The sequence below is a fragment of the Bartonella sp. CL71SXKL genome, from assembly GCF_042194935.1.
GTDB lineage: Bacteria > Pseudomonadota > Alphaproteobacteria > Rhizobiales > Rhizobiaceae > Bartonella.
This window is the reverse complement of record NZ_JBHINI010000001.1, coordinates 135,196-158,761: the sequence shown is the minus strand read 5'-3', so window position 1 is coordinate 158,761 and position 23,566 is coordinate 135,196. Positions and strand designations below refer to the sequence as shown.

The following is a 23,566-nucleotide window of genomic DNA, read 5'->3' as shown; positions in this document are numbered from 1 at the left end:
CTTTCATAAAATCGCCCAAACAAACACAATGCACAATCTCTAGTGTAAAAAAGTCCTTTAATAATTTATCTTTGCAATAACTTGATATGAATTGTTATTATACCAATCTATAAAAAGTGAATATAAAGGATAAATCAATGACGTGTATAAAAGTTGATAAGGACAATTTCGAAAGTGAAGTTCTAACCTCTTCCACCCCTGTTGTGGTTGATTTTTGGGCAGAATGGTGTGGCCCTTGCAAAGTGATTGCTCCAATTTTGGATGAAATTTCAATAGAAATGCAAAATCAAGTTAAAATTGCTAAGGTAAATATTGATGAAAATCCGGAACTGGCTACCCAATACGGAGTACGTTCTATCCCTACATTATTAATGTTTAAAAATGGAAATATTTCATCGAATATGGTTGGCGCTACCTCTAAAGGACGTCTTTCTGAATGGATAAAAGATGGGCTTAGTTAATTCCACATATAATCACTATAAAGGAGAGAAGTTTTGTCTCTCCTTTTGACTTTTTTAAAATATTCTTTTTTGCATTATATTATAATGAAAAGACAATAAAAATCAAAATTTTAAATGAATTTAAGAATTCGTGCTTTTATGCATGATTCAATTGACCATTTTTATAAAAAATTGCTTTGTATGAAGAATATAGGCAATTCTTTCCTTATATGCGTGTTAAAAAATATTGGGTGAATGATAATTTCATAAAGGTATTTTTTCTTAGATAAGACTATTGAGATAGATAGTGCTTTCAACACATAAAAGGAGATTTTAAGCAAAAACTTTGCAAATTACTTTTCTGAAGCTCACAATTTTTAAGCAGAAAGAAACAAGCAATTCACTACAGGTTATAGAATGCTCTTCTAAAGGGTTACCACTTCAATTTAAAATTCTCTTATACTATTCTCTAGAATCAAAATTGTAGGTATCAGATTCTCTAAAATAAATTGATGAATTCCTATAAATTAACGGCTGTCCTTTGCAATTTATGTCATTGTTATATGAAAGAGTCAGCACTTCGTTTCATCTTCCATGGTTGGTGCCTCCATGAAGCCTTCTTTATGTTGTTCATCATCTCAAATTTCATAGGTACGTACTGAGGTATTATAAATTAAAATGATGATGTTCATGTCGATGTTTTTTTTAAATGTACGAATTGTAAAGACTGTTGCAAACACTCAATGGAATGTTGTGCTGATTTAACTGTTACATGACGCCCATGTTCTTTATAGTGTAAGGTGAGTGCAAAAGTGGCAAGCTCTAAAAGAGCTGTATTTCTTTCTGGCCATTCAACAAGTAAAATATTTTTCTCACGAGCTTCATGAAGCCCTAATTCATCAATTTCTTCTGCCATAGAAAGGCGATAAAGATCAGCATGAATAATTTCAAACTTTGGAAGTTGATAGCTTTGAACAAGAGTAAAAGTAGGGCTTGGAACATCCATAGTGTTATCGTTTGCAAGTGTTTGGATGATTGTACGTGCAATGGTTGACTTTCCAGTTCCAAGATCCCCTTGCAGCGTTACAAGATCTCCTGGCTTTAAAGAAAGAGCTAAATTTTGTGCAAAAAGCTTTGTTGCCTCTTCATTTTCAAGAAAAAAACTAAAATTCATTAAAAGTTCCATGAAATGGATGAAAATTTTTTGTTATCATAAAAGTTAAAATTAAAAAATCTTATCTCCTTTGGAGAGTGGGAAAAAACATTTAACTGTTGTTCCTTTTCCAGAACCGGTAAGAATTTCAACATGTCCACCGTGTAGTTCAACGAAACTTTTCACAAGGGAAAGGCCAAGACCCGCTCCCGCACGCCCACCATGGTGTGAATGGGAAGAAAAACGTTTAAAAATACGATCAAGGACGTCTTCTGGGATGTCAGAGCCCTGATTGTGAACGCTAAAGACAATGTTATCATCTTGTTCATCGACGCAAAATTCAATAGTACTCGCCTCCGTTGCAAAATTAATAGCATTGCTCAGTACATTCACAAAAATTTGATGCAAGCGTTTTTCATCAGCAGAAATAGAATTTAAGGAAGGGGAAATTTGTTGTAAAAGCGTAATATGACGTTCATTAAGGCGATCTTCTACGCGTGCTACTGCTTGTATCATAGCATCGGCAATGTTAACCGATTTTATGTCCAACTCCATAATGCCTGCATCAAGGGTAGCAAGATCAAGAATATCGTTAACAATATTTAAAAGAGTTCCTGATTCTGAATGAATGTGTTCAAGATATTCTTGTTGACGTTCATTGATAGAGCCGAAAATTTGATCACGTAAAATATCGGAAAATCCAATAATATTTGTGAGAGGTGTGCGCAATTCATAAGAAACATGTTGGACAAATTCATTACGCAAACGATCAGCACTTTCTAATGCTTCATTTTTTTCTTGAAGAGCACGAGCAACATGGACAGTATCCGTAACATTCACAAAAGTAAGCATCGTTTGTCCATTAGGAAGAGGGACCAGAGTATAGTCAATAATCATATCATTTTTAAGATCTATACGACCTGAAAATGTTTCACGTTTTTCAGCAAAACCGGTAATGAACTTGGTAAACTGATCCCATTCTGTCCCCAAGGTTAAGGCTGAACAATGGCTTTGTAACTGTGTAATATGGGTTCCTTCTACCAGTAAATTATAAGGAAGAGACCACAATTTCGACAAGGCAGGATTCGATAAGCGAAGGCGTCCATCAGTACCAAAAACGACCACGCCTTCAGAAAGTTTATCAAGTGTTTCACCTTGTATTTTAATAAGTGTATTATAACGGCGCTCAAGATCAATTTTTTCTGTAAGGTTTTCGTAAAGCCAAGTGACACCTCCTTGTGGATGAGGGTTCGAGACAACACGCACCGTACGCCCATCTGGAAGATTCCAAATTTGTTGGTTTGATTCTGTTTGCCAATAGGCTTTTAAAAGTTCTTCTTTCCATGCGCGCCAATCAGGGTGTTCAGCAATGAGCCCCTTTTCACGTAAACGTTCAAGAAACAATGTATGGCTTGGTTCACTTTCTAAAAAAGAACTCTCCAACGGCCATAAAATTTTGAAAGCATGATTACAGAATTTTAATTTTTGGTTTGTATCAAAAATGGCTACAGCTGTTGAAATTTGGTCAAGTGTTTCACAATGGCTTTGAAGAACATATCTTAATTCATGAGCAAGATTTTCATATGCGCTGTCATCACGTGCAAAAGCTGCCATTCCTTCAGCTGTTGTAATACGTGTGAGATGAAAACGGTGCCGTTCTCCACCAATAACCGTATGAACATGTTCTTGAAAAATTGTTTCTGTTTCATCTGTTTTGCGTTGTGTATTTTCATTGAAAAGATCCCCCACGTCATCACTGTCTTCAGGAAAGTCTGTCATTTCTCTAAAGGCGCGATTGATAAAACAAACTTTTCCTTCACAATCTTTTATCCATACGGGCTCTTGAATAAGATCAAGAAGATTACGCTGCATTCTCAGTTCAGTAAGAAGGCGGGCTATATCTTTCTGTAAACGAGCATTTTCACTCTGTTGTTTTGAGATATCTTGAAAACGAGCAATAGCGACTGTTCCTGCGATGACTCCTGTAACTTGTAGCAGTACATTGTTTGTGGTGGTGATAGAAAGATCAAAAGGGTGACATTTACAACGTAGTTGAGTCAATGCATAATCAAGTTCTCGCAGAGAATTTTCTTCAACCCAGAGCTCAAAACGCTGAAAATCTTTCTGATCGATTCCTATTTTTTGCAATGCAGAAAGAGCACCAACAACACGGGGTAAGGTTGTTGGATTTTCCCAAATAAGAAGGAATTGCTCGGTTTCTTTCAGAAGCCATTCATAATATTTAAGTTTTTCAGAAAAATTTGCCTGAAGTATCTTCAAAGGCTTCTGTGCAGTTTTTTTTGCACGCACGGTAACAGCTATGCACGAGAGAAGTGAAGCACAAGAAATTCCTCCACACAGCGCTAAAAGCAGCCATGGACTATTTGGAAAAGTGAAGAAAAATGGTAAATAACCTTCCAATGACTGAGCAACAGCGCATGTTGGAGAAAAAAAGAAAAAAAGGCAAAATATATACGTATAGATTCGGATCTCTTTTTGAGCTTTTTCTTTGGGGTTATAGTCACCAAAGCTAGGCACGGCATCTTTCCCTTTTTTAACCCAAGGAAACGTATTAGTAACGGTAATGGTTTGGTTTATAAGGTCCTTGTGGTGAGACTCCAATATAGGCGGCTTGTTCTTCTGATAAAACACTTAATTTTATTCCTAACCGATCAAGATGTAGACGTGCAACTTTTTCATCAAGATGTTTAGGCAAAACAGTGACTTCATTTGTATAGTGTTCTGCACGGGTAAAAAGTTCAATTTGCGCTAAAACTTGATTAGTAAACGAGGCTGACATGACAAAAGAAGGATGCCCAGTCGCATTCCCGAGGTTTAACAAACGCCCTTCAGAGAGCAAAATGATGCGTTTTCCATCGGGAAAGGTGATCATATCAACTTGTGGTTTTATATTTGTCCATGGCAAATTTCTAAGGGCAGCGACTTGGATTTCGTTATCAAAATGACCAATATTTCCAAGAATACACATATCCTTTACTTGTCGCATATGGTCTAAACGAACAACATCTTTATTGCCTGTTGTCGTGATGATAATATCAGCACTGGAAGCATCATCATCCAAATTAACAACTTCATAGCCATCCATAGCGGCTTGAAGAGCGCAAATGGGATCAATTTCTGTTACTTTAACACGAGCCCCAGCACCAGAAAGAGATGCTGCTGAACCTTTACCTACATCACCATAACCACAGACAATGGCAGTTTTACCGGCGATCATCACGTCTGTTCCACGTCGAATACCATCGACCAATGATTCTTTACATCCATATTTATTATCAAACTTTGATTTAGTGACGCTATCATTAACATTAATAGCAGGAAAAGGTAGAAGTCCTTCTTTTTGTAACTGATAAAGACGGTTTACACCTGTTGTGGTTTCTTCGCTTACACCTTTAATTGCTGCACGCTGTCGTGTAAAAAAACCTGGCGTTGCATACATACGCTTTTGTATTTGTTTGAAAAAAATTTCTTCTTCTTCTGTTTTGGGATGCGATAAAATATCTTTATTTTGTTCTGCACGACTTCCCATTAAAATATAGTTTGTGGCGTCAGCTCCATCATCTAAAATAAGATTGGAAGGATTACCATCTGGCCATTGGAAGATTGCATCTATATAAGTCCAATATTCTTCCAATGTTTCACCCTTAACGGCAAATACAGGAATGCCAGTTGCGGCGATAGCTGCTGCTGCATGGTCTTGCGTAGAAAAAATATTGCTAGAGCTCCACCGTATATCGGCGCCAATCGCTTTTAATGTTTCAATTAAAACAGCTGTTTGAATTGTCATGTGCAATGAGCCAGAAATACGCGCTCCGCGCAAAGGTTGGCTGGAAGAAAACTCCTTACGACAAGCCATCAAACCAGGCATTTCAGTTTCAGCAATATTAAGTTCTTTACGACCATAAGCGGCAAGTGCAATATCTTTGACAACAAAATCTTGAGCTGCCATTCTTCATTCCTTTAAAATAAGTTTTTCCAAGACGGTAGGAGAAATTAAAAAAAAATGCAAGACAAGAAGAGGACTTCTCTATGTGAAAAAGCTCTTTTAAAATCTCCATAAATTTCTGCAACAAATATGCATTTACGGATCTGAGTAGTGATGTTACTAACAGAATAAGAGATCTTCATGATAAGTCTTATTATATAAACAAAACTCTATCCTTTTCACGTAACTTTAAAGCTTTTAAAAATCTCTAGAGGGAATACCTTTTAAATAATAAAAATGGTGCATTGCTTCACAGTTTTTATATCGATTTTTTATGGGATAATATCGAAAGTAGTATACCCATATTCTACTCACTTATGCGGTTGTTGAAAAAGGAAGTATTACTTTAATCTCATTATTAAGCTTTTTAGCAAAATAATATAATGCAAAGCCATAGGCTATCATGTTTATGAATAGGCAATTCAGAATCGGTTCTTTAGGATTCCAATATTGCATCTGCTCTTGGATAAAGACAGTTTATAAGAAGTGCTTTTCTCTTGTTTTCAACGATTTTTATCAAAAGATTATAGATATACGATTAAACATTTTTTGTGATACTGAATAGAGTATTTAAAATGTAAAAACATCACTCTATTGAACACTCTGATTTTAAAACTGCTAACAACGAGCGATGAATTATAAATCAAATAATTAACTCAGTTTTAGAAGAATTTATTCTAAACGAATAGATTTTGGGAAAATTGACCATGTGGACGAAATCGCCAAAGATAACTTGGCAAGAATGCTGCCATTGCTCTGGGGGTAATTCCCACACCTTCTAGAGTATATCCATTCTCTATAGCTTCTTTAGAAACAATGTTATCCATTTGCAAAAAACGTATCTGATTGGCTGTTACGAGTGTTGGTACAAAAGGCAATTTACCGACTGTTCCCAAAATTCCTCCAATCAATAGACCAGCAGAAAGGGGCATGGATAGGATTGTTTTTTTACGGTGAATAATTTTGAGTATATTTTCAAGAGTATTTTGGAAGGTGATAATCTGGGGACCACCAAGATCATAATTTTTTCCCCAAGCAACTTGTCCATCTAAAGCGCGCGCGATAAACTCAGCAACATCACCAACATACACGGGTTGCAATTTGCTTTGCCCACCTCCAAAAAGAGGCATAATTGGTAAAAAACGTGACAAATCTGCCAAGGTGTTAAAGAAACAGTCCTCTGGTCCAAAGATAACGGATGGACGGATAATAATTGCTTGAGGATGCTTGTTATGAATGATTTGTTCACCCATAAGCTTAACACGTGCATAAAGACATGAAGCATTCTCGTTAGCCACAAGTGTTGACATATAGATTAGCGGAATACCAGTTTCTGCTGTTAATTCAGCAACATTGTAAACACCATCAATTTGTGTTTTTTTAAAATTCGATTGATTTGCTTGTTTTAAGCTACCAGGCAAAAACACTGCTGCATCAGCTCCAAGCAATGCGCGTGCAACAGAAGCACGATGCTTGATATCTGTTTTAAGCATTTGGGTTTGTCCTACTTCTCCTATTTGAAGCATGTAATAAGCTTTTTGTGGACAACGAACAGCGATACGAACGCGATACCCCCGCTTAGTCAAAGTTTCAACGACATGTCGTCCTACAAAACCAGATCCGCCAAAAACAGTAATAAGTTTAGGATGTTGATAAAGTGCACAATCAAGTTGCATGATGAAAAAGTCTATCTTTCAAAGTTTTAAAAATGGCTAATTTTTAGCACGGAGGTGTTTTATTGTCACGCAAAATATCGCCCGCAAGATAAAGGGAACCACCAATAAGGACAATTGCCTCTTTATATTCCACCTTAATCTTATGCAAAGCATCTTGTAGATGAGCTTGTGGAGTAGCAAGGATTCCTGCTTTTTGCGCTGATTCAGCTAAGTTTATTGGAGAGATACTTGCATTATTGTTAATCAGCGGTATCGTATATACTTTATCGACAAGGTTTGCTAAGGAACGAAAATAACCGACAGCATCTTTGGTATTGAGCATGCCAGCAATCATAATAATAGGACGATCTGTTTTTTTTCTCCATTGTGCAAGTTCTGCTCCAATAACTTTTCCAGCAGCAGGATTATGACCACCATCTAACCATAAATCGATATTAGGAGACAGTTGATCAACCAAATGTCCCTGGGTAAGATGTTGCATTCGTGCGGGCCAATAAATATTTTTCAAAGCATCATTTATGGCTTGTTCTGAAAGTTGAAAACCTGCTTGAAAGACTGCTTCAAGAGACGCGCCAGCATTAGCAACTTGGTGGTCTCCAATAAGGTTAGGAAGGGGAAGATCCATGAGACCTTGATTGTTTTGAAAAACCATACGTCCATGTTCTTTATAACTTTGATAATCTTGATCAAATAGAGAATAAGATGCTTTATTTTTATTAGCAAGGGGTATTAGAGTAGCAAGAGTTTCTTCATAATTTTGCTTTCCAATGACTACAGGAACGTTTGGTTTGATAATCCCTCCTTTTTGAAAAGCGATTTGAGCAATTGTCTTTCCAAGAAAGATCTCATGATCATAATCAATGGGCATAATAAGTGATACAGCTGGTTTGTTAACGACATTGGTAGCATCAAAATGTCCTCCCAATCCAACTTCTAAAATGACAACATCAGCTGGATGTATACTAAACAGCATAAAGGCAGCGGCTGTAAAAATTTCAAAAATAGTAATCGGCTCTTGACGATTTACTTTTATAATTTCATGGATTGTCTCAGCTAATTGGTTTTCTGTAACAAGTTGACCACCTCCTTTTTGACCTAACCGGCAGCGTTCATTCCAGTTGACGAGATGAGGTGAGCTATAGACATGAACGCGGTAGCCTGCACTTTCCAAAAGAGCACGGCAAATTGCTGAGGCAGATCCTTTGCCATTTGTTCCAGCGATGTGAATAACAGGTGCAAGTTTTAAATGTGGATTACCAAGACGCTCTAAAAGGTGAACAATACGCTCTAAAGAAAGATCAAATTTTTTCGGATAATTTTTTAGTAAATCATCCACCACCCTTTGTATTTGGCTTTGTTGCATAAATTTAAGCTGCTTTTGTTGTAGAAAGCGATGTTTGAGAGTCTGTTGGGGATGGATCGGAAGGGTTAAAAACAGCAGGGCGTTTCATCATCAAGCGTAAAAGACGTGCAATGGTTGTTTTCATGTCTAAACGCGATACAACCATATCAATCATACCATGTTCAAGCAGATACTCACTACTTTGAAAACCTTCTGGTAGGGTTTCGCGTATAGTTTGTTGAATTACACGTGGACCAGCAAAACCAATCATAGCGCCAGGTTCGGCAATGTGAATATCACCAAGCATGGCGTAAGAAGCAGTAACACCACCGGTGGTTGGATTGGTCAGCACAACAATATAGGGAAGTTTTGCTTCTTTCAACATTTCAATCGCTACTGTTGTACGAGGCATTTGCATCAACGAGAGTGTTCCTTCTTGCATGCGTGCACCACCAGAAGCAGCAAAAAGAACCAGCGGGCGCCTTTCAGCAATAGCAGTATCAAAAGCTTTGATAATAGCTTCTCCTGAAGCCATACCGAGTGATCCACCCATAAAGGCGAAATCTTGAACGATTGCAATAATTGGTAAGCCTTCAATCGTACCACGTGCACTTAAAATATTGTCATCAACACCAAGTTTAGAACGATAATCTTTTAACCGGTCAATATAGCGTTTTTCGTCACGAAATTTTAAAGGATCTGTTACAACTTTTGGATTTTCAAGAGTTGTATAAACACCATCATCAAAAAAATGCATGAGACGATTTTTAGCACTGATACGCATATGATGGCCAGAATTGGGAGCTACAAATTGATTAGCTTCCAGATCTTTATGGAAGACCATTTCACCACTGGTAGGATCTTTAATCCATAGATTTTCTGGAATTTCACGGCGCCCCAATATAGAGTTAATTTTAGGACGAACATAATTTGTAATCCAGTTCATCTTTATAACCTTCCTTTAAATATTGTGCATCTTTTGCATGATTTGAAAGAATATAGAACTTAAGCAGTCACATTTGCTTTACCGGTTGAACAAAGGAGTCTATTTAATACTTTTATCAGTGTACGTATAGCTTGTTTTTTAATTTTTAATTTTTCCCATATCATAACAATTATATGCATCATGAAGAGTATTTCCTATAATAAATTTCTCATAAGTTTTAAGAACTTACATTTTTTTATTTTTTACTTTGGTATTAAAATTCACTCCTTGTGTGGTTAACAAACGCCTTATTTTTTAATAAAAATGAATATCCAATTAATCATTCGTATCAACAGTTTTGAAGAAAAGAAACCTTATAGTATAAGGCGCTAACAAGGCTAAAATAATCCATTAAAGATAATGAATACGACAACGCTATATTAGCGAAACGCTAACATCAGAGCAAGGTTTTTTTCAAAAGGTTTCTTTAAAGCGTATGCTTTTTACAATTAAAATTGAATACGCTCAAAATATTCCTATTCCATTGAACTCAATATTGTTTTGAATAAAAACAAGAGGAAAAAGCATGCCGCCAAATAGTAGAAAAGTACAGAGTATTAGGAATTGTGCAAAACAATTAAGCACGTAGCTAAACGAAGTTAAACAACTCTACTGAATAAATAAAAGTAAACAACTTTCCTCCCAAATAGTTATTATTCCTTAATTTTTTACATATATCATACAAATGCAATAATCTACACTCTGTACAAAAATATTAAAAATTTCTTCTACAACAGCTGCTTTTTAAATTCTTCTTGGTTTTTAAAATTCAAAATTTCTATTCATTAAAACTTTATTTTAAACAAAGAAGCCCTAGCCGTTTTTTATAATGTTCTTGAAAAAAATCTTGTAGTTCAAAGAAAGAAAAAATTATACAGTACATTCTTTAAATATATTTCTTGTTTTTTTTGCGTCTTTCCTTAGTTTATTAATCTATGATTTTTACTGCTGCTTATCGTGCTTTACAACGTCTTTTGACCTCGCAATATCGTATTATGATACTGAAAGCATTGGGGGTTACTTTTTTCACTCTCACCATTTTATGGTTATGTGTGCACCAACTTTTTGTGTCTTACTTTTGGCCCTGGATTGCTCAATTTCTTCCTGGACTCCCTAGTTGGGCAGGATGGATTGGTTTTAGCATGCTTATCATTTTTAATCTTGGTTTGGCTCTTTTGTTGGCTTTTTTGATTGCACCAATCGCAGCTATGATTGGTGGTTTTTTCATTGACTCTGCTGCTGAAATTATTGAAAAAGAGGATTACCCAAACGAGCCTATTGGACAAGCTTTGCCGTTTCGGCGTTCTCTTATCATTTCCTTTAAATTTGTTATTTTAAGCCTTCTTGGTAATGGAATTGCTTTTATTTTATTCTTCATACCAGGTATTAATTTAATTGCTTTTTATCTTATTAATGGTTATTTGCTCGGTCATGAATATTTCTTGTTTGCTGCTTATCGTTTTCGAACAGAGCAAGATGCACGTGCTTTTTTACATACTCATTACACAACGGTTTTTGGTGCAGGATTATTGATAGCGCTTTTTGTTTCAATTCCAATTCTTAATTTAGCAACACCGCTTTTTGCAGCCGCCTTTATGACATATTTACACAAAATGCTTTCCCAAAAGACCATGGCACGCATTACACAAAAATAGTGTTCCTTGGCTTTAAGGTTAATAAAAATTGCTAGCCAAAGAAAGCATAATATAAAATTTTATACTTTATCTTTTATTAAAGCAATATATTGATTTATAATGATAATTTATTGTTTCACAACATGAGTGAAAAACCTAAATATCATGAGGATTTCTCATTTTAGTCCTATTCATATTAGATCAATTGAAATCGTTTGTTAATATGTCATAAACGGAGGTGGTGTGCAGATAAGAGTACTTTCAAAAAGGCGTGAAATATCTTTTATGAATCCTCTTAATGCAAACATTATCGTCGCATTGAAAACTGAAAAAGAGTATGATGGTGCCGCTTTGTACCTTCTATTTCAGTAAAAATGGATAGCATAATGTATTTTATACCATTCATGGAGAGTGTATACTCTTCATAAGAGTGTTTTGGCAATTATTGAAAGATATCTGTGTAAAACAAGCACGTAGTTATATAGGAGTAACGTAGTAGCGCCGTAGATATTCTGATTTTTGGCAACAGATAGAAAATGATTAATATGGTGGAAAAAATAAGCTTAGGCGATTGACCGTCCGATCCCATGGAAGAGCTCTTTCTTAAGAAGAGGCAAAGAATGAGAGACACCACTGATGATTAAAAATGATGAGATTTTAAAAGCTATAAGTGCAATGAAATAAGAATTCATTGAAGCACTTTTCGTACAAGTGGTGCACTGTATCAAATAATTTTTAGATAATAACACCATTAATTTATGAAGAGAATTGATCATTTTCAACTTGAATAAGAATCCAAAATATAGAAATATTCTTTAATTTCAAAGTCTCTATTCAACATCAAAAAATTATTTACTTGCACATTATAGACGAGACCAATGTATGGATACAAGGCTTTCGATAGAGGAATAAAAATGCTTTTCATGAATCATTACAATGTGAGGATATCATGGATAAAATTCTAGTCTTTGTGGTCTTGGTGTGCTGGAGAGAGGACACACACATTTAATCTTAAAGACCGATCACTGAGGAAAATAATAAAGGCGTCAGTTTAGACAGTGGTGCAATGAATTTTGTCTATACTCTTTATAAGCGTCAGTGTGAGATATGCTTTAAATTGCATTGAGATATTATAATATATTGATTTATATATTATTTTTCATAGTGAATAAGAGTTCCAAATAAAGCTATCATATTTTCTCATTAGCTGCTCTCATCATGAAACAATCAAAATCATTTATTTGCATATCATAAATATGACCAATATGGGGATAAAAACATTGAAGAAAGAAAATGCTTTTTATAAATTTTATCCAGTGCAAGAGCTTTGTCAAAATTGATGGTAGCCAAAGTGAATGATAGCTTGTTTTTTTATAAGCTGGGGAGACAGTGGTGCAAGAGATCCTACTTTTATGAAGGCTAAGGTGATACGGGATTTTAAAAAAATATTTCCCAACGCTCGTCACACCCATTTCGCAATCGCGCCCATGAATGGTATAAGGGTAAAGCTTTCGTGAATAATATAAAACTTATAGGGCATCACTATCTTTACGCTTAATAAAAAGAGCACGCTGGCACCATCATCCTCAGTGTTGCCCAAGACGGCCCTTGGTTCTTGAGACGGTCCATTATAAGCGTTTTTAGTTCTTTCTTAAACGTTTTGTATTCATACAGCTATCCTTGTTTGCAATGTGCAAGAAAATGATTTTTATTGCTTTAACATGAGAGAGATTGGAAATGAGAGAATCTTACGATATTTGGGTTCTAATTTAATATGAACAATGCGAGATTATCATTATAAATCAAAAATATTGTATAACAATCGAGATGGATAGACACCTATTGTCAGTTCTATTTTATAGGTTTTTTTAATATCAACGCGTTTGAAGAGTTATTATTTGCAAAGGGGTATATTTTCCTCATGAGGAGTAGGTGTTTTGGGGGCAAAAAATGATACAATCACGTTTGCTAATTTTTGCGCTACGTGTTGTTTACTCATATGGGGCCATTGTTCAACTTTTTTTCTACTTACGAGATAAACTTGATTTGTATCAGCACCCATGACACCTGTACCATCTAGTTGAAGAGAAATATCATTAGCAAGAATGAAATCAGCTCCTTTTTCAACACATTTTTTTTGCGCATTGGCAATGATATCACATGTTTCTGCAGCAAAACCAATGACCAGTGAGGGGCGGTTTGGAGCGTGTCCAATCGTTGCTAAAATGTCAGGATTTTCGACCATATGAAGGGATGGTGGTATTTTATGAGCATTCTTTTTAATTTTGTGTAAAGACTGCGTTTGACTGCGCCAGTCACAAACAGCGGCAACAAAGATGGCACCATCAGCAGGCAATGCGGTTTGAACGGCTTGTAACATCTGTTGTGCTGTTTCAACATGAATGGTTTTTACTTCTTGTGGGTCTGCAAGATTAACAGGTCCACAAATAAGTGTTACTTTTGCACCCAAATGCGCAAGAGCGGTTGCGATGGCATGGCCTTGTTTACCTGAAGACCGATTAGCAAGATAACGTACTGGATCAATTGGTTCATGGGTAGGGCCAGAGGTAACGATGAAATGGCGGTCAGAGAGAGGTTTTTCATGCCCATTCAAAAGAGCCTCTATGGTAGCAACAATAGTTAAAGGTTCGCTCATGCGCCCATATCCTATCTCGTCACGTTCAGCCATATTTCCGATTTCTGGTCCGATGATATGAACGCCATCTGCGCGCAGTTGTGCAACATTGCGAATAGTGGCAGGATGCGCCCACATGGACGGATTCATGGCGGGTGCAATTAAGAGTGGACAGCGTGCCGCTAAAAGAATGCAATCAGTCAGATCATCTCCTATGCCATTGGCTATTTTTGCAATGCGATTGGCTGTAGCAGGGGCTAAAATAATAAGGTCAGCATTACGTGCTAATCGGATATGTCCAATATCATGTTCTTCTTCGCGTGAAAATAAATCAGTATATACAGTACCACCGCTTAAAGCTTCAGCGGCTAAAGGCGTAATAAATTTTTGCGCTGCTTTTGTCATTACAACTTTTAAGTGTGCTCCACGTTCTTGTAAACGGCGAATCAAATCAAGTGCTTTATAGGATGCAATACTTCCACCAATAATAAGAAGGAGAGATTTTGATTTCAATGATTTCACTTCAACAGCACTAGCATGAAGGGGTTGTGTGGTGAGAGGAGTGGGATTGCTTAAAAGGCGTCGGACTTCTTCTTCCATAGAAATACCATTTTGCGCGGCGCGTATACGCAAAGCTTCTTTGGTTTCAGGAGACAGGTTACGAATGGTAATACTGGCCATAAAATACCTCCAAGAAATAAAATGATTGCAATGATTTCATTGTTGATATTTTTAGCATATTAAGGAGATTAGAAAAGATGAAAAAAGTAAAAAGTAAGAAAAGTGCAACAAAGTGCAATGATGAAAAGGCTATAACGACCATAACGGTTTCGATGACTTTGTTCCACAGCAAGTTGTTTGAGGGTAGTAGGAGAAAGATTAAAACCTGTTTTTCTCATTTGATTAAAATCTTCTTCTATCCGTTGGAAATTTTGAACCAATTGTGGTGTTTTGCGTGCCAGCGAAAGGAGAGCTTGTGCTCCTTCACTAAAGTCTTTGGCAACGCCTACGGGTCCTAAATTTTTACTAATCCATTCTTTGACAACGGGTTCAGAAGCTTTCCACATATTAAAAGTGGGGTCTAATGTGCGGGCAACGCCTTCCACAACAACCATCGTTTTTTGCAACAATAAAAGTTCAGGTCGCGTTTGCATGTCAAATAATTCAGTGACTTCAAACAATAAAGTGAGCAATTTAGCCATGGAAATGCTTTGTGCTGATTGTCCGTGAATTGGTTCGCCAATAGCGCGGTTGGCTTGCGCAAAGCTTTCAATATTATGGTGGGAAGGAACATAACCTGCCTCAAAATGGGCGCGTGCAACCCGATGGTAATCGCGGGTAATAAAGCCATAAAGGATTTCAGCAAGGAAATGCTTTTCTTTTTTACCAAGCCTTCCTGTAATGCCTAGGTCAACAGCAACAATACATCCTTTTTCATCTACAAATAAATTACCAGGATGCATATCGGCGTGAAAAAAACCATCACGCAGTGTATGGCGAAGAAAAGATTGAATAAGCGTAATAGCGAGTGCCTTCAAATCAAAACCTGCTTCTTTAAGTTTGGAAGTTTCGGATATTCTTATACCATCAATCCATTCCATTGTAAGGACATTACGTCCTGTCCGTTCCCAGTCAATACGTGGAACCCGAAAGCCTGTATCATGTTGAATATTTTCAGCCATTTCAGATATAGCTGCTGCTTCTAGGCGTAAATCCATTTCAAGCCGTGTTGTTTGTGCTAAAGTATCCACTACACAAACAGGACGAAGCCTTCGAGAGGCAGGGATATAGCGCTCTTGTAAATGAGCAATGAGATAGAATCCTCTAAGATCTTTAGAAAAACGTGCTCTGATATTGGGACGAATAACTTTTACAGCACATTTTGTCGTATGGCCAGTTTCATCACTGTATTCAGCTGGATGAACTTGAGCAATAGAAGCGGCGGCAATGGGGGGATAAAAATTTACGAATAAATCATCAATAGAGCGACCAAGAGAACTTTCAATTTGAGCAATAGCGGCGGTACAAGAAAATGTTTGGACGCGATCTTGTAGTTGTGACAAATCTTTCGCAATATCATGGCCGACAATATCAGGCCTTGTTGCAAGAAATTGACCAAGTTTTATGTAAGAGGGTCCAAGCTTATTAATGGCATACGAAATATTTTCAGATCGCTGTTTCTTTTTTGTTTTGCGTCTTGCTAATGCGCCCGCTATACGATGACATAGCGCTGGAAATCCTTGAAGATCATCATGAGGAAGAGCACTTAAAACACCTTCACGTGTTAAAACCCATCCTGCACGCATCAATTGAAAGTAAGGGGAAATTTGCACCATTTTTAAATTTTCCAACCTGAATGCAGCGCTGCAATCGCACCGGTGAGATTGCGGTACGATACCCGCGAAAACCCCGCATGCTTGATCATATGGGCAAAATCATCTTGCTTAGGAAATTTGCGGATAGATTCAACCAAATAACGATAAGCATCGCCATCATTTGCGATAAATTGACCCAGCGTAGGGATAGCATGGAAAGACCAAAGATCATAAATTTTATCGAGCCAAGGCATCTCGACATTTGAAAATTCTAAACATAAGAAACGTCCACCGGGCTTTAAAACACGAAAAGCTTCTCTAAGAGCTTGATCAATATGAGGAACATTGCGAATTCCAAAAGCAATCGTGTAAGCGTCAAAGCTTTGATCTTCAAAAGGTAGATTTTCTGCATTGGCTTCAACAAAATCAATCAGAGGGGCAAGACCATTTTTTTGTGCGCGTTTTTTGCCAACGCTGAGCATTGAGCCATTAATATCAAGTACTGTAGCATGGGCTTTTTGGCGTGAAGCATTAAGAATACGAAAAGCAATATCACCTGTACCGCCAGCGACATCAAGAACTTTCCAATGAGAAAGTGCTGGTGGGGAAAGCCAAGCAACCATGGAATTTTTCCACACACGGTGTAGCCCTAAGGATAAGATATCATTCATCTTGTCATAATTTTCAGCGACAGAATGAAACACACCATCCACCATGGATTGTTTTTGCGTTTCATCTACTCTTGTAAAACCAAAAGAGTGCTCCATGCCACCCTTGGTTCCTACACGTTCTGTTTCAATTGCCATGTATATGATCTTCCTTATTTTTCTTTTATCGTAAATGAAATAGAGAGGGAATGTTCAACTACGAAAAAACAACGTATAAAACTACGACATTTACACAGCCAAAAACAGAAGAGTACCTTTAGATATCAAGATTGGCAACGTTTAAGGCATTGTCTTGAATAAAAATACGTCTAGGTTCAACTTCATCACCCATGAGACGAGAAAAAAGTGAATCTGCATCGGTTGCATCATTAATTTTTACTTGTAAAAGAGAACGTGCATTGGGATCAAGCGTTGTTTCCCAAAGTTGTTCAGCATTCATTTCCCCAAGACCTTTATAACGTTGAAGAGTAACACCTTTTTTACCGTTTGTAAAAATGCTTTCTAAGAGGCTCATAGGACCAAAAATACGCTCTGTTTTATCTTTGCGACGTAAAAGAACAGGAGGATGATATATGTCGATAAAATTTTGGGAAATGCGATCAATTTGACGTGCATCAGTTGAATTTATAAGTCCCACATCAAGCGTAACAACATCTTTAACACCACGCAAAATACGCTCAAAACATAAACTTCCATCTGCTGTATATTGTCCACTCCAACCTTGTTCCATATCATCAGCAATCAGATTAAGGCGGTGTGCTATAGTATCTGCTATTTTTTGCGCTTTTTCTTGTGATGCAAAGACTTCAAGATTAAAAGCGCCAACAATTGCTGCTTGTTCAACAATATTACGATCATAACGGGTATGAAGACCATTTAAAAGTTGACGTAATATACGAGCATCTTTAGCGAGTTGATACAAATCAGCCCCTGCACGAACTTCTCCCGTTGAAAGCTCAAGCGTTGTTTCTTCTAATCCAGTATCGATCAAGAATTCTTCAAACGCTGCTTCATTTTTAATATATTGGGAAGATTTTCCACGCGATACTTTATAAAGAGGAGGCTGAGCAATATAAAGATGACCACGTTCAATCAATTCAGGCATTTGTCTAAAAAAGAAAGTAAGCAGCAAAGTTCGAATATGGGCTCCATCAACGTCCGCATCCGTCATGATAATAATCTTATGATAACGTAATTTATCCGGTGAAAATTCATCTTTACCGATAGACGTTCCAAGAGCTGTAATAAGTGTTCCAATCATATCAGATGAGAGCATGCGGTCGAAACGTGCTCGTTCAACATTGAGGATTTTACCACGAAGGGGTAAAATTGCTTGATTTTGACGTGAGCGCCCACTTTTTGCTGAACCGCCAGCCGAATCCCCCTCGACAATAAAGATTTCTGATTTTGCAGGATCACGTTCTTGGCAATCGGCAAGCTTTCCTGGCAGAGAAGTGATATCAAGTGCCCCTTTTCGTCTTGTGAGTTCACGTGCTTTGCGCGCTGCTTCACGTGCTGTTGCAGCTTCTACCACTTTACTAATGAGAAGTTTTGCTTCATGAGGATGTTCTTCCAGCCATACTGAAAGACCTTCATTGACCAAATTTTCAACAATAGGGCGCACTTCAGAAGAGACTAACTTATCCTTTGTTTGTGAAGAAAACTTTGGATCAGGAACTTTGACAGAAAGAATAGCTGTTAATCCTTCACGGCAGTCATCACCGGTTAAGTTCACTTTTTCTTTTTTAGCAATACCTGAAGATTCAGCATAGCCATTAATTTGGCGCGTAAGGGCACTTCTAAAACCTATCAAATGAGTTCCACCGTCACGCTGAGGAATATTATTGGTAAAACACAAGACCTTCTCATGATAGGAATCATTCCACCATAGGGCAACATCAACGCTCATACCATCCTTTTCACTTGCAATATAAATAGGATTATCAAGCAGGGCTTTTTTTGATTGGTCAATATATTTGACAAACTCCGTTAATCCACCTTCATAATGCAATTCAACTGATTTAATATCAGCATGACGCTCGTCAACAAGAAGAATATAAACCCCAGAATTTAGAAAGGCTAATTCCCGTAAGCGGCGCTCCAAAGTTTCAAAATCAAACTCAACCATAGTAAAAGTTTCAGAACTTGGTAAAAATCTGATTTCTGTTCCACTTTCTCTATCGCAATCGCCAATAACTTTTAATGGAGCATCAGCTACCCCGTGGGTAAATGATATTTCATGAATTTTACCATTGCGTTTGATTTGCAATTTAAGCCAAACGGATAATGCATTCACAACAGAGACACCAACACCGTGTAATCCGCCTGAAACTTTATAAGAGTTTTGATCAAACTTTCCGCCAGCATGAAGCTGTGTCATAATAACTTCAGCTGCAGAAATACCTTCTGTTGGATGGATATCTGTCGGAATTCCACGTCCATTATCACGAACAGAACAAGAACCATCAGCATGGAGCGTGACGTTTACAAGAGTAGCATGACCGGCTAGAGTTTCATCAATAGCATTGTCTACAACTTCATAGACCATATGGTGTAAACCCGATCCATCATCAGTATCACCGATATACATACCAGGACGTTTGCGTACAGCATCAAGACCTTTGAGAACTTTGATAGAAGCGGCATCATAGTTATTGCTTTGTACTGGTGAGGTTATTTCATCACTCATAAGTTAGTCCATTCCTGTGTTCAATTTACAATATTTTATCCGCTTTTTTCAAAGCTCAATGTTCTGATCAGTTATTTATGGAATAACCACATTAAATATTTACCGTATATCAGATCTAGATTCAATATCTGTCGATATATAATGGAGAGAATGATGAAATGATAGTGTACTGTTATGCTGTAAAACACGAGGGCGGTGATATAAGGCGAATAAACACTTTTGACTTATACAAAAAGTTGTTTCATAAAACGATGCTATTTACTTTGTTTATTTTTGCATATGCGTAATGTTTTAAAATTAGTTATGCATTTTTGTGTTACTCTAACAGAGGTCTTACTTGTTTTATCCATAAATCAATTTTCAATCCTAATTCTACCATATATTTAAAACAAAGGTTACGAGCTCTCTAAGCAGTTCAAACTTTTGTATGTTAGATTGAGGCGAAAATATTGTGTATATTGGTTTGTGTCATCTTTAAAATGTGAAAAAAGCCTCATTTGAGGAAAATATAAACGCGTAAATATAAAAACACGTTTCCACGATCATCTTTTATATTCAACTTTACAATTTTAAAAAACGTCTACGGTGATGTTTTTGAATAATGAGGGTGATGACGCATTATCTTACGCTTTATGTTTTTCTCATTCCTGTAATGGAGGTTACGTCCCTCATTTAAAACAAAGCACCATTGCGCTGATATTCTCGCGCTTTTTAAGGAACATCTCTCAATGTTTCCAAACTCATTTTACAACGATGTTTGAATAGTATAGCGCAAAATACCCTGTGAATACTACAAGATTCATGTCTCCCACCTTTCCCATCTTGACAATAAAGCACAAACCAGAATCATCATTTTATTTTTCAACTCTTAAATGTTGATGCAACCTTAATGTTGAGAAAAACCTCGGCATTTGAGGGGTATTTTTACTCTTTTCTTCAATAGTATCTATATACTTCCCTAGTTGTGATACGCAAGGAAATGGTCTTAATATTTTAAGATACGCGAGATATTTTGATAAAATAAAGTGTGCCACTAAAGTATATACAGCCTATTTCTTATATTTAAAAAATTAAATCGCCTTTCTCTAAAATTACCTTTTATATATTTATTTTGGAAAATTAACATCAGAAATCTAAGCATTTTCAATGGTTTCAAAAAAAATATATGAAAACTGTTAAATTTTTTAACAGTTTTAAAAAATAGCAAGAATTTTATTTATTAAACGCCAGATATTTTGGTGAAGTGCGTTAGATAATAGTTAAGAAGAGTTGCATCTTAGTTTTGAAAAATGGGGGAGAGATTTTGAAAATAAAAAAATCTATATATGTAAAACATCTTCAATTGCGTTTACGGTATCTTTTATTCAATAATCCATACAATATTTTTATTCGTATTTTATTTGTAGCAGGGGGGGTTCTATTTTCCTCTTACGCAGAAGCTGAAAGGCTGCCTTCTTTTTTTGATTCGCATGAACACTTGGTACAACCTGATACAACGGATATCTTTCGTTTGCGTTTTGTAACAACTTTTGATTTTCCTCCTTTTAATTTTATTGATCAAACGGGGCATCTTGCAGGTTATAATATCGATTTATTGCGCGCTATTTGTTCAAAATTAAAATTAGAGAAGCTTTGTGAAGTAGAAGTGATTCCTTGGAAAGAGCTTGTAGAACATGTTGAAAATGGTGATGCGGAAGTCATTATTGCGGGTTTAAAAGAAACAAGTAAAACCCAGCAAGATCTTGTTTTTACAAAGTCATATTTACGTTTTCCAGCGCGATTTGTTGCTTCTCGACGTTTAAATCTCGATGAGCCAATAAGCGATCAATTGATACATTTAACCAGTGGTGTTTTGTCTAAAAGTGTTCACGAAAAACTCTTTCAACATTATTTTCCTAAAGCCAAATGGCAAGGATTTAAAAAGAGAGAAGAACTCTATAAAGCGTTACAAGAGCGTAAAATTGACCTTATTTTTGATGATGGATTTGCTTTATCATTATGGTTCAAAAAACAAAAATCTGTTGATTGCTGCCATTTTGTTGGGGGGGCATATATGGCGCCACAGTTATTGGGGCAAGGAATGCAGCTTGCTGTTGCAAAAAAGAATGAAAAATTGGTTGATATACTCAATTATGCGCTAAAATCACTAGAAGAAGATGGTAAACTCACAGAACTTTATTTGCGTTATTTTCCAATAAGTTTTTATTAATGAATAGTTTTTTAATTAAGGGCTGTTAATCTTTCTGCACCTAGTCGATAGGAAATAGCTTCTGCGAGATGATAGCGTGAAAGAGTATCTGATCCGTCAAGATCAGCAATTGTGCGTGCAACTTTGAGAATGCGATGATAAGCGCGTGCAGAGAGGTGCATTTTTTCACTCACATCTCGTAAGAGTATGGTCGCACTTTTATCAGGAATGGCAATCTGTTCTATAATTTTGGCAGGGCAATCGCCATTGGTACGAATATGATCAAACCCCATTGTTGAAAAACGTTTAGCTTGAATGGTACGGCATCGTGCGACGCGTTTGGCAACGTCGCAGCTTTTTTCTGATTGTTCTGGTTGCATAAGGTCCATAGCTGTCAAAGCAGGGACATCAATCCGTAAATCAATTCGGTCAAGCAGAGGACCAGAAATACGGGACTGATAATCGATTTGACAGCGTATTCCTTTAGGGCAAACATGGTCTTTTTCGCCTGCCATACCACATCGGCAAGGATTCATTGCGGCAATGAGTTGGAAGCGAGCAGGATAGCTAATATGGTGATTAGCGCGGGCGATAACTGACTCCCCACTTTCTAAAGGTTGACGAAGAGAATCAAGAACCTGCGGAGAAAATTCAGGCAATTCATCAAGGAATAACACACCATTATGGGCAAGGGAGACCTCTCCCGGTCGTCCTTTAAGCCCCCCACCAATCATTGCGGCCATGGAAGCAGAATGATGTGGGGAACGAAAGGGGCAATGAAGTGAAATGGTATTATGAACCGTTTCTCCTGTAATAGAAGCAATCAGAGAGACATCTAAAAGCTCACGGCTATCAAGAGGTGGCAAAATGGAAGGTAAGCGTTGCGCTAACATAGATTTCCCAGCACCAGGGGGGCCTACAAACAAAAGGTTATGGCGTCCAGCAGCACAAACTTCTAAGGCACGTTTGGCTGTTTTTTGTCCTTTGATTTCGCAAAGATCTGGAAGTTCAGTTTCGATAGTATATTGGCGCGGTTGTGGACGTTTTTGAATTTGGGTTCCTTTGAAATGGTTGACTATAGTGAGCAGAGTCTCTGGAGCAAGAATATTTATTTCTGCATTTGCCCATGCTGCTTCAGGTCCACATTGGAAGGGACAAATCAGCCCTTTATCGAGTGATAAAGCTGTCATGGCGGCTGGTAAAACACCATTAACAGCGGTAAGCGAACCATCCAGTGATAATTCTCCTAAAATGATATAGTCTTGTGCTACTTCAGGAGGGAGGATTCCCATAGCAAGCATTAAGCCTACGGCGATTGGCAAATCATAATGCGATCCCTCTTTAGGCAAATCAGCTGGTGCAAGATTAATCGTAATTCGTTTAGTAGGCATAGAAAGTCCACAAGCGTGGAGGGCTGCTTGTACACGTTCACGGCTTTCTGCAACTGCCTTATCAGCTAATCCAACAATAGCCATTCCTATTTTACCAGACGAAATCATAACCTGTACATCGACAGGGACTGCTTCTAGACCGCGAAAAGCAACAGTTGTAATACGTGCGATCATTTATTTATTTTCCCCCTTTAGACTTGGTAGAGACAATCATATCTATTTATAAAAATCAAGAAGCATCTCTATGGTTTTTTTTATAGAGAGATCTATATACATGGGCAGTTTTTAGCGTTCTCATGGAAAGTCATTTGTACAAATTTAACCATGATAATATGGGACGCAATAAAACATTTATAATAAGCTAAATAAATATGTTAAGAAAAAAAGAATGAGGCTGTTCGTGTTATACAACAGTGCAGAATTTTATGAAAATATAAGGGGAGG

Annotated in this window: 14 protein-coding genes; 3 read left to right on the top strand and 11 right to left on the bottom strand. The window is 37.0% G+C overall.

Annotation, left to right across the window (positions count from 1 at the left end):
• Positions 1-137: 137 nt before the first annotated feature.
• Positions 138-461, top strand: a complete 324-nt coding sequence (gene trxA / locus ACFILA_RS00575) for a thioredoxin (protein ID WP_375611361.1) — start codon at positions 138-140, stop codon at positions 459-461.
• Between the two features lie 667 nt (positions 462-1,128).
• On the opposite strand, the gene tsaE is transcribed toward trxA, so the two are convergent.
• The 6 genes from tsaE to accD all read right to left on the bottom strand — a co-directional run bounded on the left by tsaE (position 1,129) and on the right by accD (position 9,563).
• On the bottom strand, positions 1,129-1,614 hold the full coding sequence (tsaE, locus tag ACFILA_RS00570) for a tRNA (adenosine(37)-N6)-threonylcarbamoyltransferase complex ATPase subunit type 1 TsaE (protein ID WP_375637249.1): 486 nt from the start codon (positions 1,612-1,614) through the stop codon (positions 1,129-1,131).
• A 51-nt stretch (positions 1,615-1,665) separates the two neighbouring features.
• Positions 1,666-4,131 carry a PAS-domain containing protein gene (locus tag ACFILA_RS00565; protein ID WP_375660473.1) on the bottom strand — a complete coding sequence of 822 codons (2,466 nt, stop codon included), beginning with the start codon at positions 4,129-4,131 and terminating at the stop codon, positions 1,666-1,668.
• Between the two features lie 34 nt (positions 4,132-4,165).
• The gene (ahcY, locus tag ACFILA_RS00560) at positions 4,166-5,563 is read right to left on the bottom strand and encodes an adenosylhomocysteinase (protein ID WP_375660472.1); all 1,398 of its coding nucleotides are present in this window, start codon (positions 5,561-5,563) and stop codon (positions 4,166-4,168) included.
• A gap of 713 nt (positions 5,564-6,276) precedes the next feature.
• Positions 6,277-7,275, bottom strand: coding sequence for a complex I NDUFA9 subunit family protein (locus tag ACFILA_RS00555; protein WP_375657977.1), 999 nt, complete (start codon positions 7,273-7,275; stop codon positions 6,277-6,279).
• A 43-nt stretch (positions 7,276-7,318) separates the two neighbouring features.
• A complete protein-coding gene (locus ACFILA_RS00550) occupies positions 7,319-8,638 on the bottom strand; it encodes a folylpolyglutamate synthase/dihydrofolate synthase family protein (protein WP_273790205.1) in 1,320 nt (439 codons plus the stop codon).
• 4 nt (positions 8,639-8,642) lie between these two features.
• Positions 8,643-9,563: an acetyl-CoA carboxylase, carboxyltransferase subunit beta gene (accD, locus tag ACFILA_RS00545; protein ID WP_273790206.1), complete on the bottom strand. Its 921-nt coding sequence runs from the start codon at positions 9,561-9,563 to the stop codon at positions 8,643-8,645.
• Positions 9,564-10,537: 974 nt separating this feature from the next.
• On the opposite strand from accD, the gene ACFILA_RS00540 reads away from it, so the two are divergent.
• Positions 10,538-11,257 (top strand): sulfate transporter family protein, encoded by a 720-nt coding sequence (locus ACFILA_RS00540; RefSeq protein WP_375630592.1) that lies wholly within the window; start codon positions 10,538-10,540, stop codon positions 11,255-11,257.
• Positions 11,258-13,130: 1,873 nt separating this feature from the next.
• Here the strand turns inward: ACFILA_RS00540 and coaBC are convergent.
• The 4 genes from coaBC to gyrB all read right to left on the bottom strand — a co-directional run bounded on the left by coaBC (position 13,131) and on the right by gyrB (position 19,543).
• Entirely contained in the window at positions 13,131-14,552 is a 1,422-nt protein-coding gene (gene coaBC, locus ACFILA_RS00535; protein ID WP_375630590.1) for a bifunctional phosphopantothenoylcysteine decarboxylase/phosphopantothenate--cysteine ligase CoaBC, read from the bottom strand.
• A gap of 68 nt (positions 14,553-14,620) precedes the next feature.
• Complete coding sequence (gene ubiB, locus ACFILA_RS00530) at positions 14,621-16,207, bottom strand: 2-polyprenylphenol 6-hydroxylase (RefSeq protein ID WP_273790209.1); 1,587 nt, start codon at positions 16,205-16,207, stop codon at positions 14,621-14,623.
• Positions 16,208-16,209: 2 nt separating this feature from the next.
• Entirely contained in the window at positions 16,210-16,992 is a 783-nt protein-coding gene (gene ubiE / locus ACFILA_RS00525; protein ID WP_273790210.1) for a bifunctional demethylmenaquinone methyltransferase/2-methoxy-6-polyprenyl-1,4-benzoquinol methylase UbiE, read from the bottom strand.
• Positions 16,993-17,110: 118 nt separating this feature from the next.
• Positions 17,111-19,543 (bottom strand): DNA topoisomerase (ATP-hydrolyzing) subunit B, encoded by a 2,433-nt coding sequence (gene gyrB, locus ACFILA_RS00520; protein ID WP_273790211.1) that lies wholly within the window; start codon positions 19,541-19,543, stop codon positions 17,111-17,113.
• Between the two features lie 1,303 nt (positions 19,544-20,846).
• On the opposite strand from gyrB, the gene ACFILA_RS00515 reads away from it, so the two are divergent.
• Complete coding sequence (locus ACFILA_RS00515) at positions 20,847-21,752, top strand: transporter substrate-binding domain-containing protein (RefSeq protein WP_273790212.1); 906 nt, start codon at positions 20,847-20,849, stop codon at positions 21,750-21,752.
• 11 nt (positions 21,753-21,763) lie between these two features.
• Here the strand turns inward: ACFILA_RS00515 and ACFILA_RS00510 are convergent, their stop codons facing one another.
• Entirely contained in the window at positions 21,764-23,296 is a 1,533-nt protein-coding gene (locus ACFILA_RS00510) for a YifB family Mg chelatase-like AAA ATPase (RefSeq protein WP_375630585.1), read from the bottom strand.
• Positions 23,297-23,566: the final 270 nt, after the last annotated feature.

What these genes read in the sequence shown, in the direction of transcription:
- ACFILA_RS00550 (WP_273790205.1), bottom strand. Translation starts at nt 8,638, where the DNA reads ATGCAACAAAGCCAAATACAAAGGGTGGTGGATGATTTACTAAAAAAT.
- coaBC (WP_375630590.1), bottom strand. Translation starts at nt 14,552, where the DNA reads ATGGCCAGTATTACCATTCGTAACCTGTCTCCTGAAACCAAAGAAGCT.
- ubiE (WP_273790210.1), bottom strand. Translation starts at nt 16,992, where the DNA reads ATGGCAATTGAAACAGAACGTGTAGGAACCAAGGGTGGCATGGAGCAC.
- gyrB (WP_273790211.1), bottom strand. Translation starts at nt 19,543, where the DNA reads ATGAGTGATGAAATAACCTCACCAGTACAAAGCAATAACTATGATGCC.
- ahcY (WP_375660472.1), bottom strand. Translation starts at nt 5,563, where the DNA reads ATGGCAGCTCAAGATTTTGTTGTCAAAGATATTGCACTTGCCGCTTAT.
- ACFILA_RS00540 (WP_375630592.1), top strand. Translation starts at nt 10,538, where the DNA reads ATGATTTTTACTGCTGCTTATCGTGCTTTACAACGTCTTTTGACCTCG.
- accD (WP_273790206.1), bottom strand. Translation starts at nt 9,563, where the DNA reads ATGAACTGGATTACAAATTATGTTCGTCCTAAAATTAACTCTATATTG.
- ACFILA_RS00510 (WP_375630585.1), bottom strand. Translation starts at nt 23,296, where the DNA reads ATGATCGCACGTATTACAACTGTTGCTTTTCGCGGTCTAGAAGCAGTC.
- ACFILA_RS00555 (WP_375657977.1), bottom strand. Translation starts at nt 7,275, where the DNA reads ATGCAACTTGATTGTGCACTTTATCAACATCCTAAACTTATTACTGTT.
- tsaE (WP_375637249.1), bottom strand. Translation starts at nt 1,614, where the DNA reads ATGAATTTTAGTTTTTTTCTTGAAAATGAAGAGGCAACAAAGCTTTTT.
- ubiB (WP_273790209.1), bottom strand. Translation starts at nt 16,207, where the DNA reads ATGGTGCAAATTTCCCCTTACTTTCAATTGATGCGTGCAGGATGGGTT.
- trxA (WP_375611361.1), top strand. Translation starts at nt 138, where the DNA reads ATGACGTGTATAAAAGTTGATAAGGACAATTTCGAAAGTGAAGTTCTA.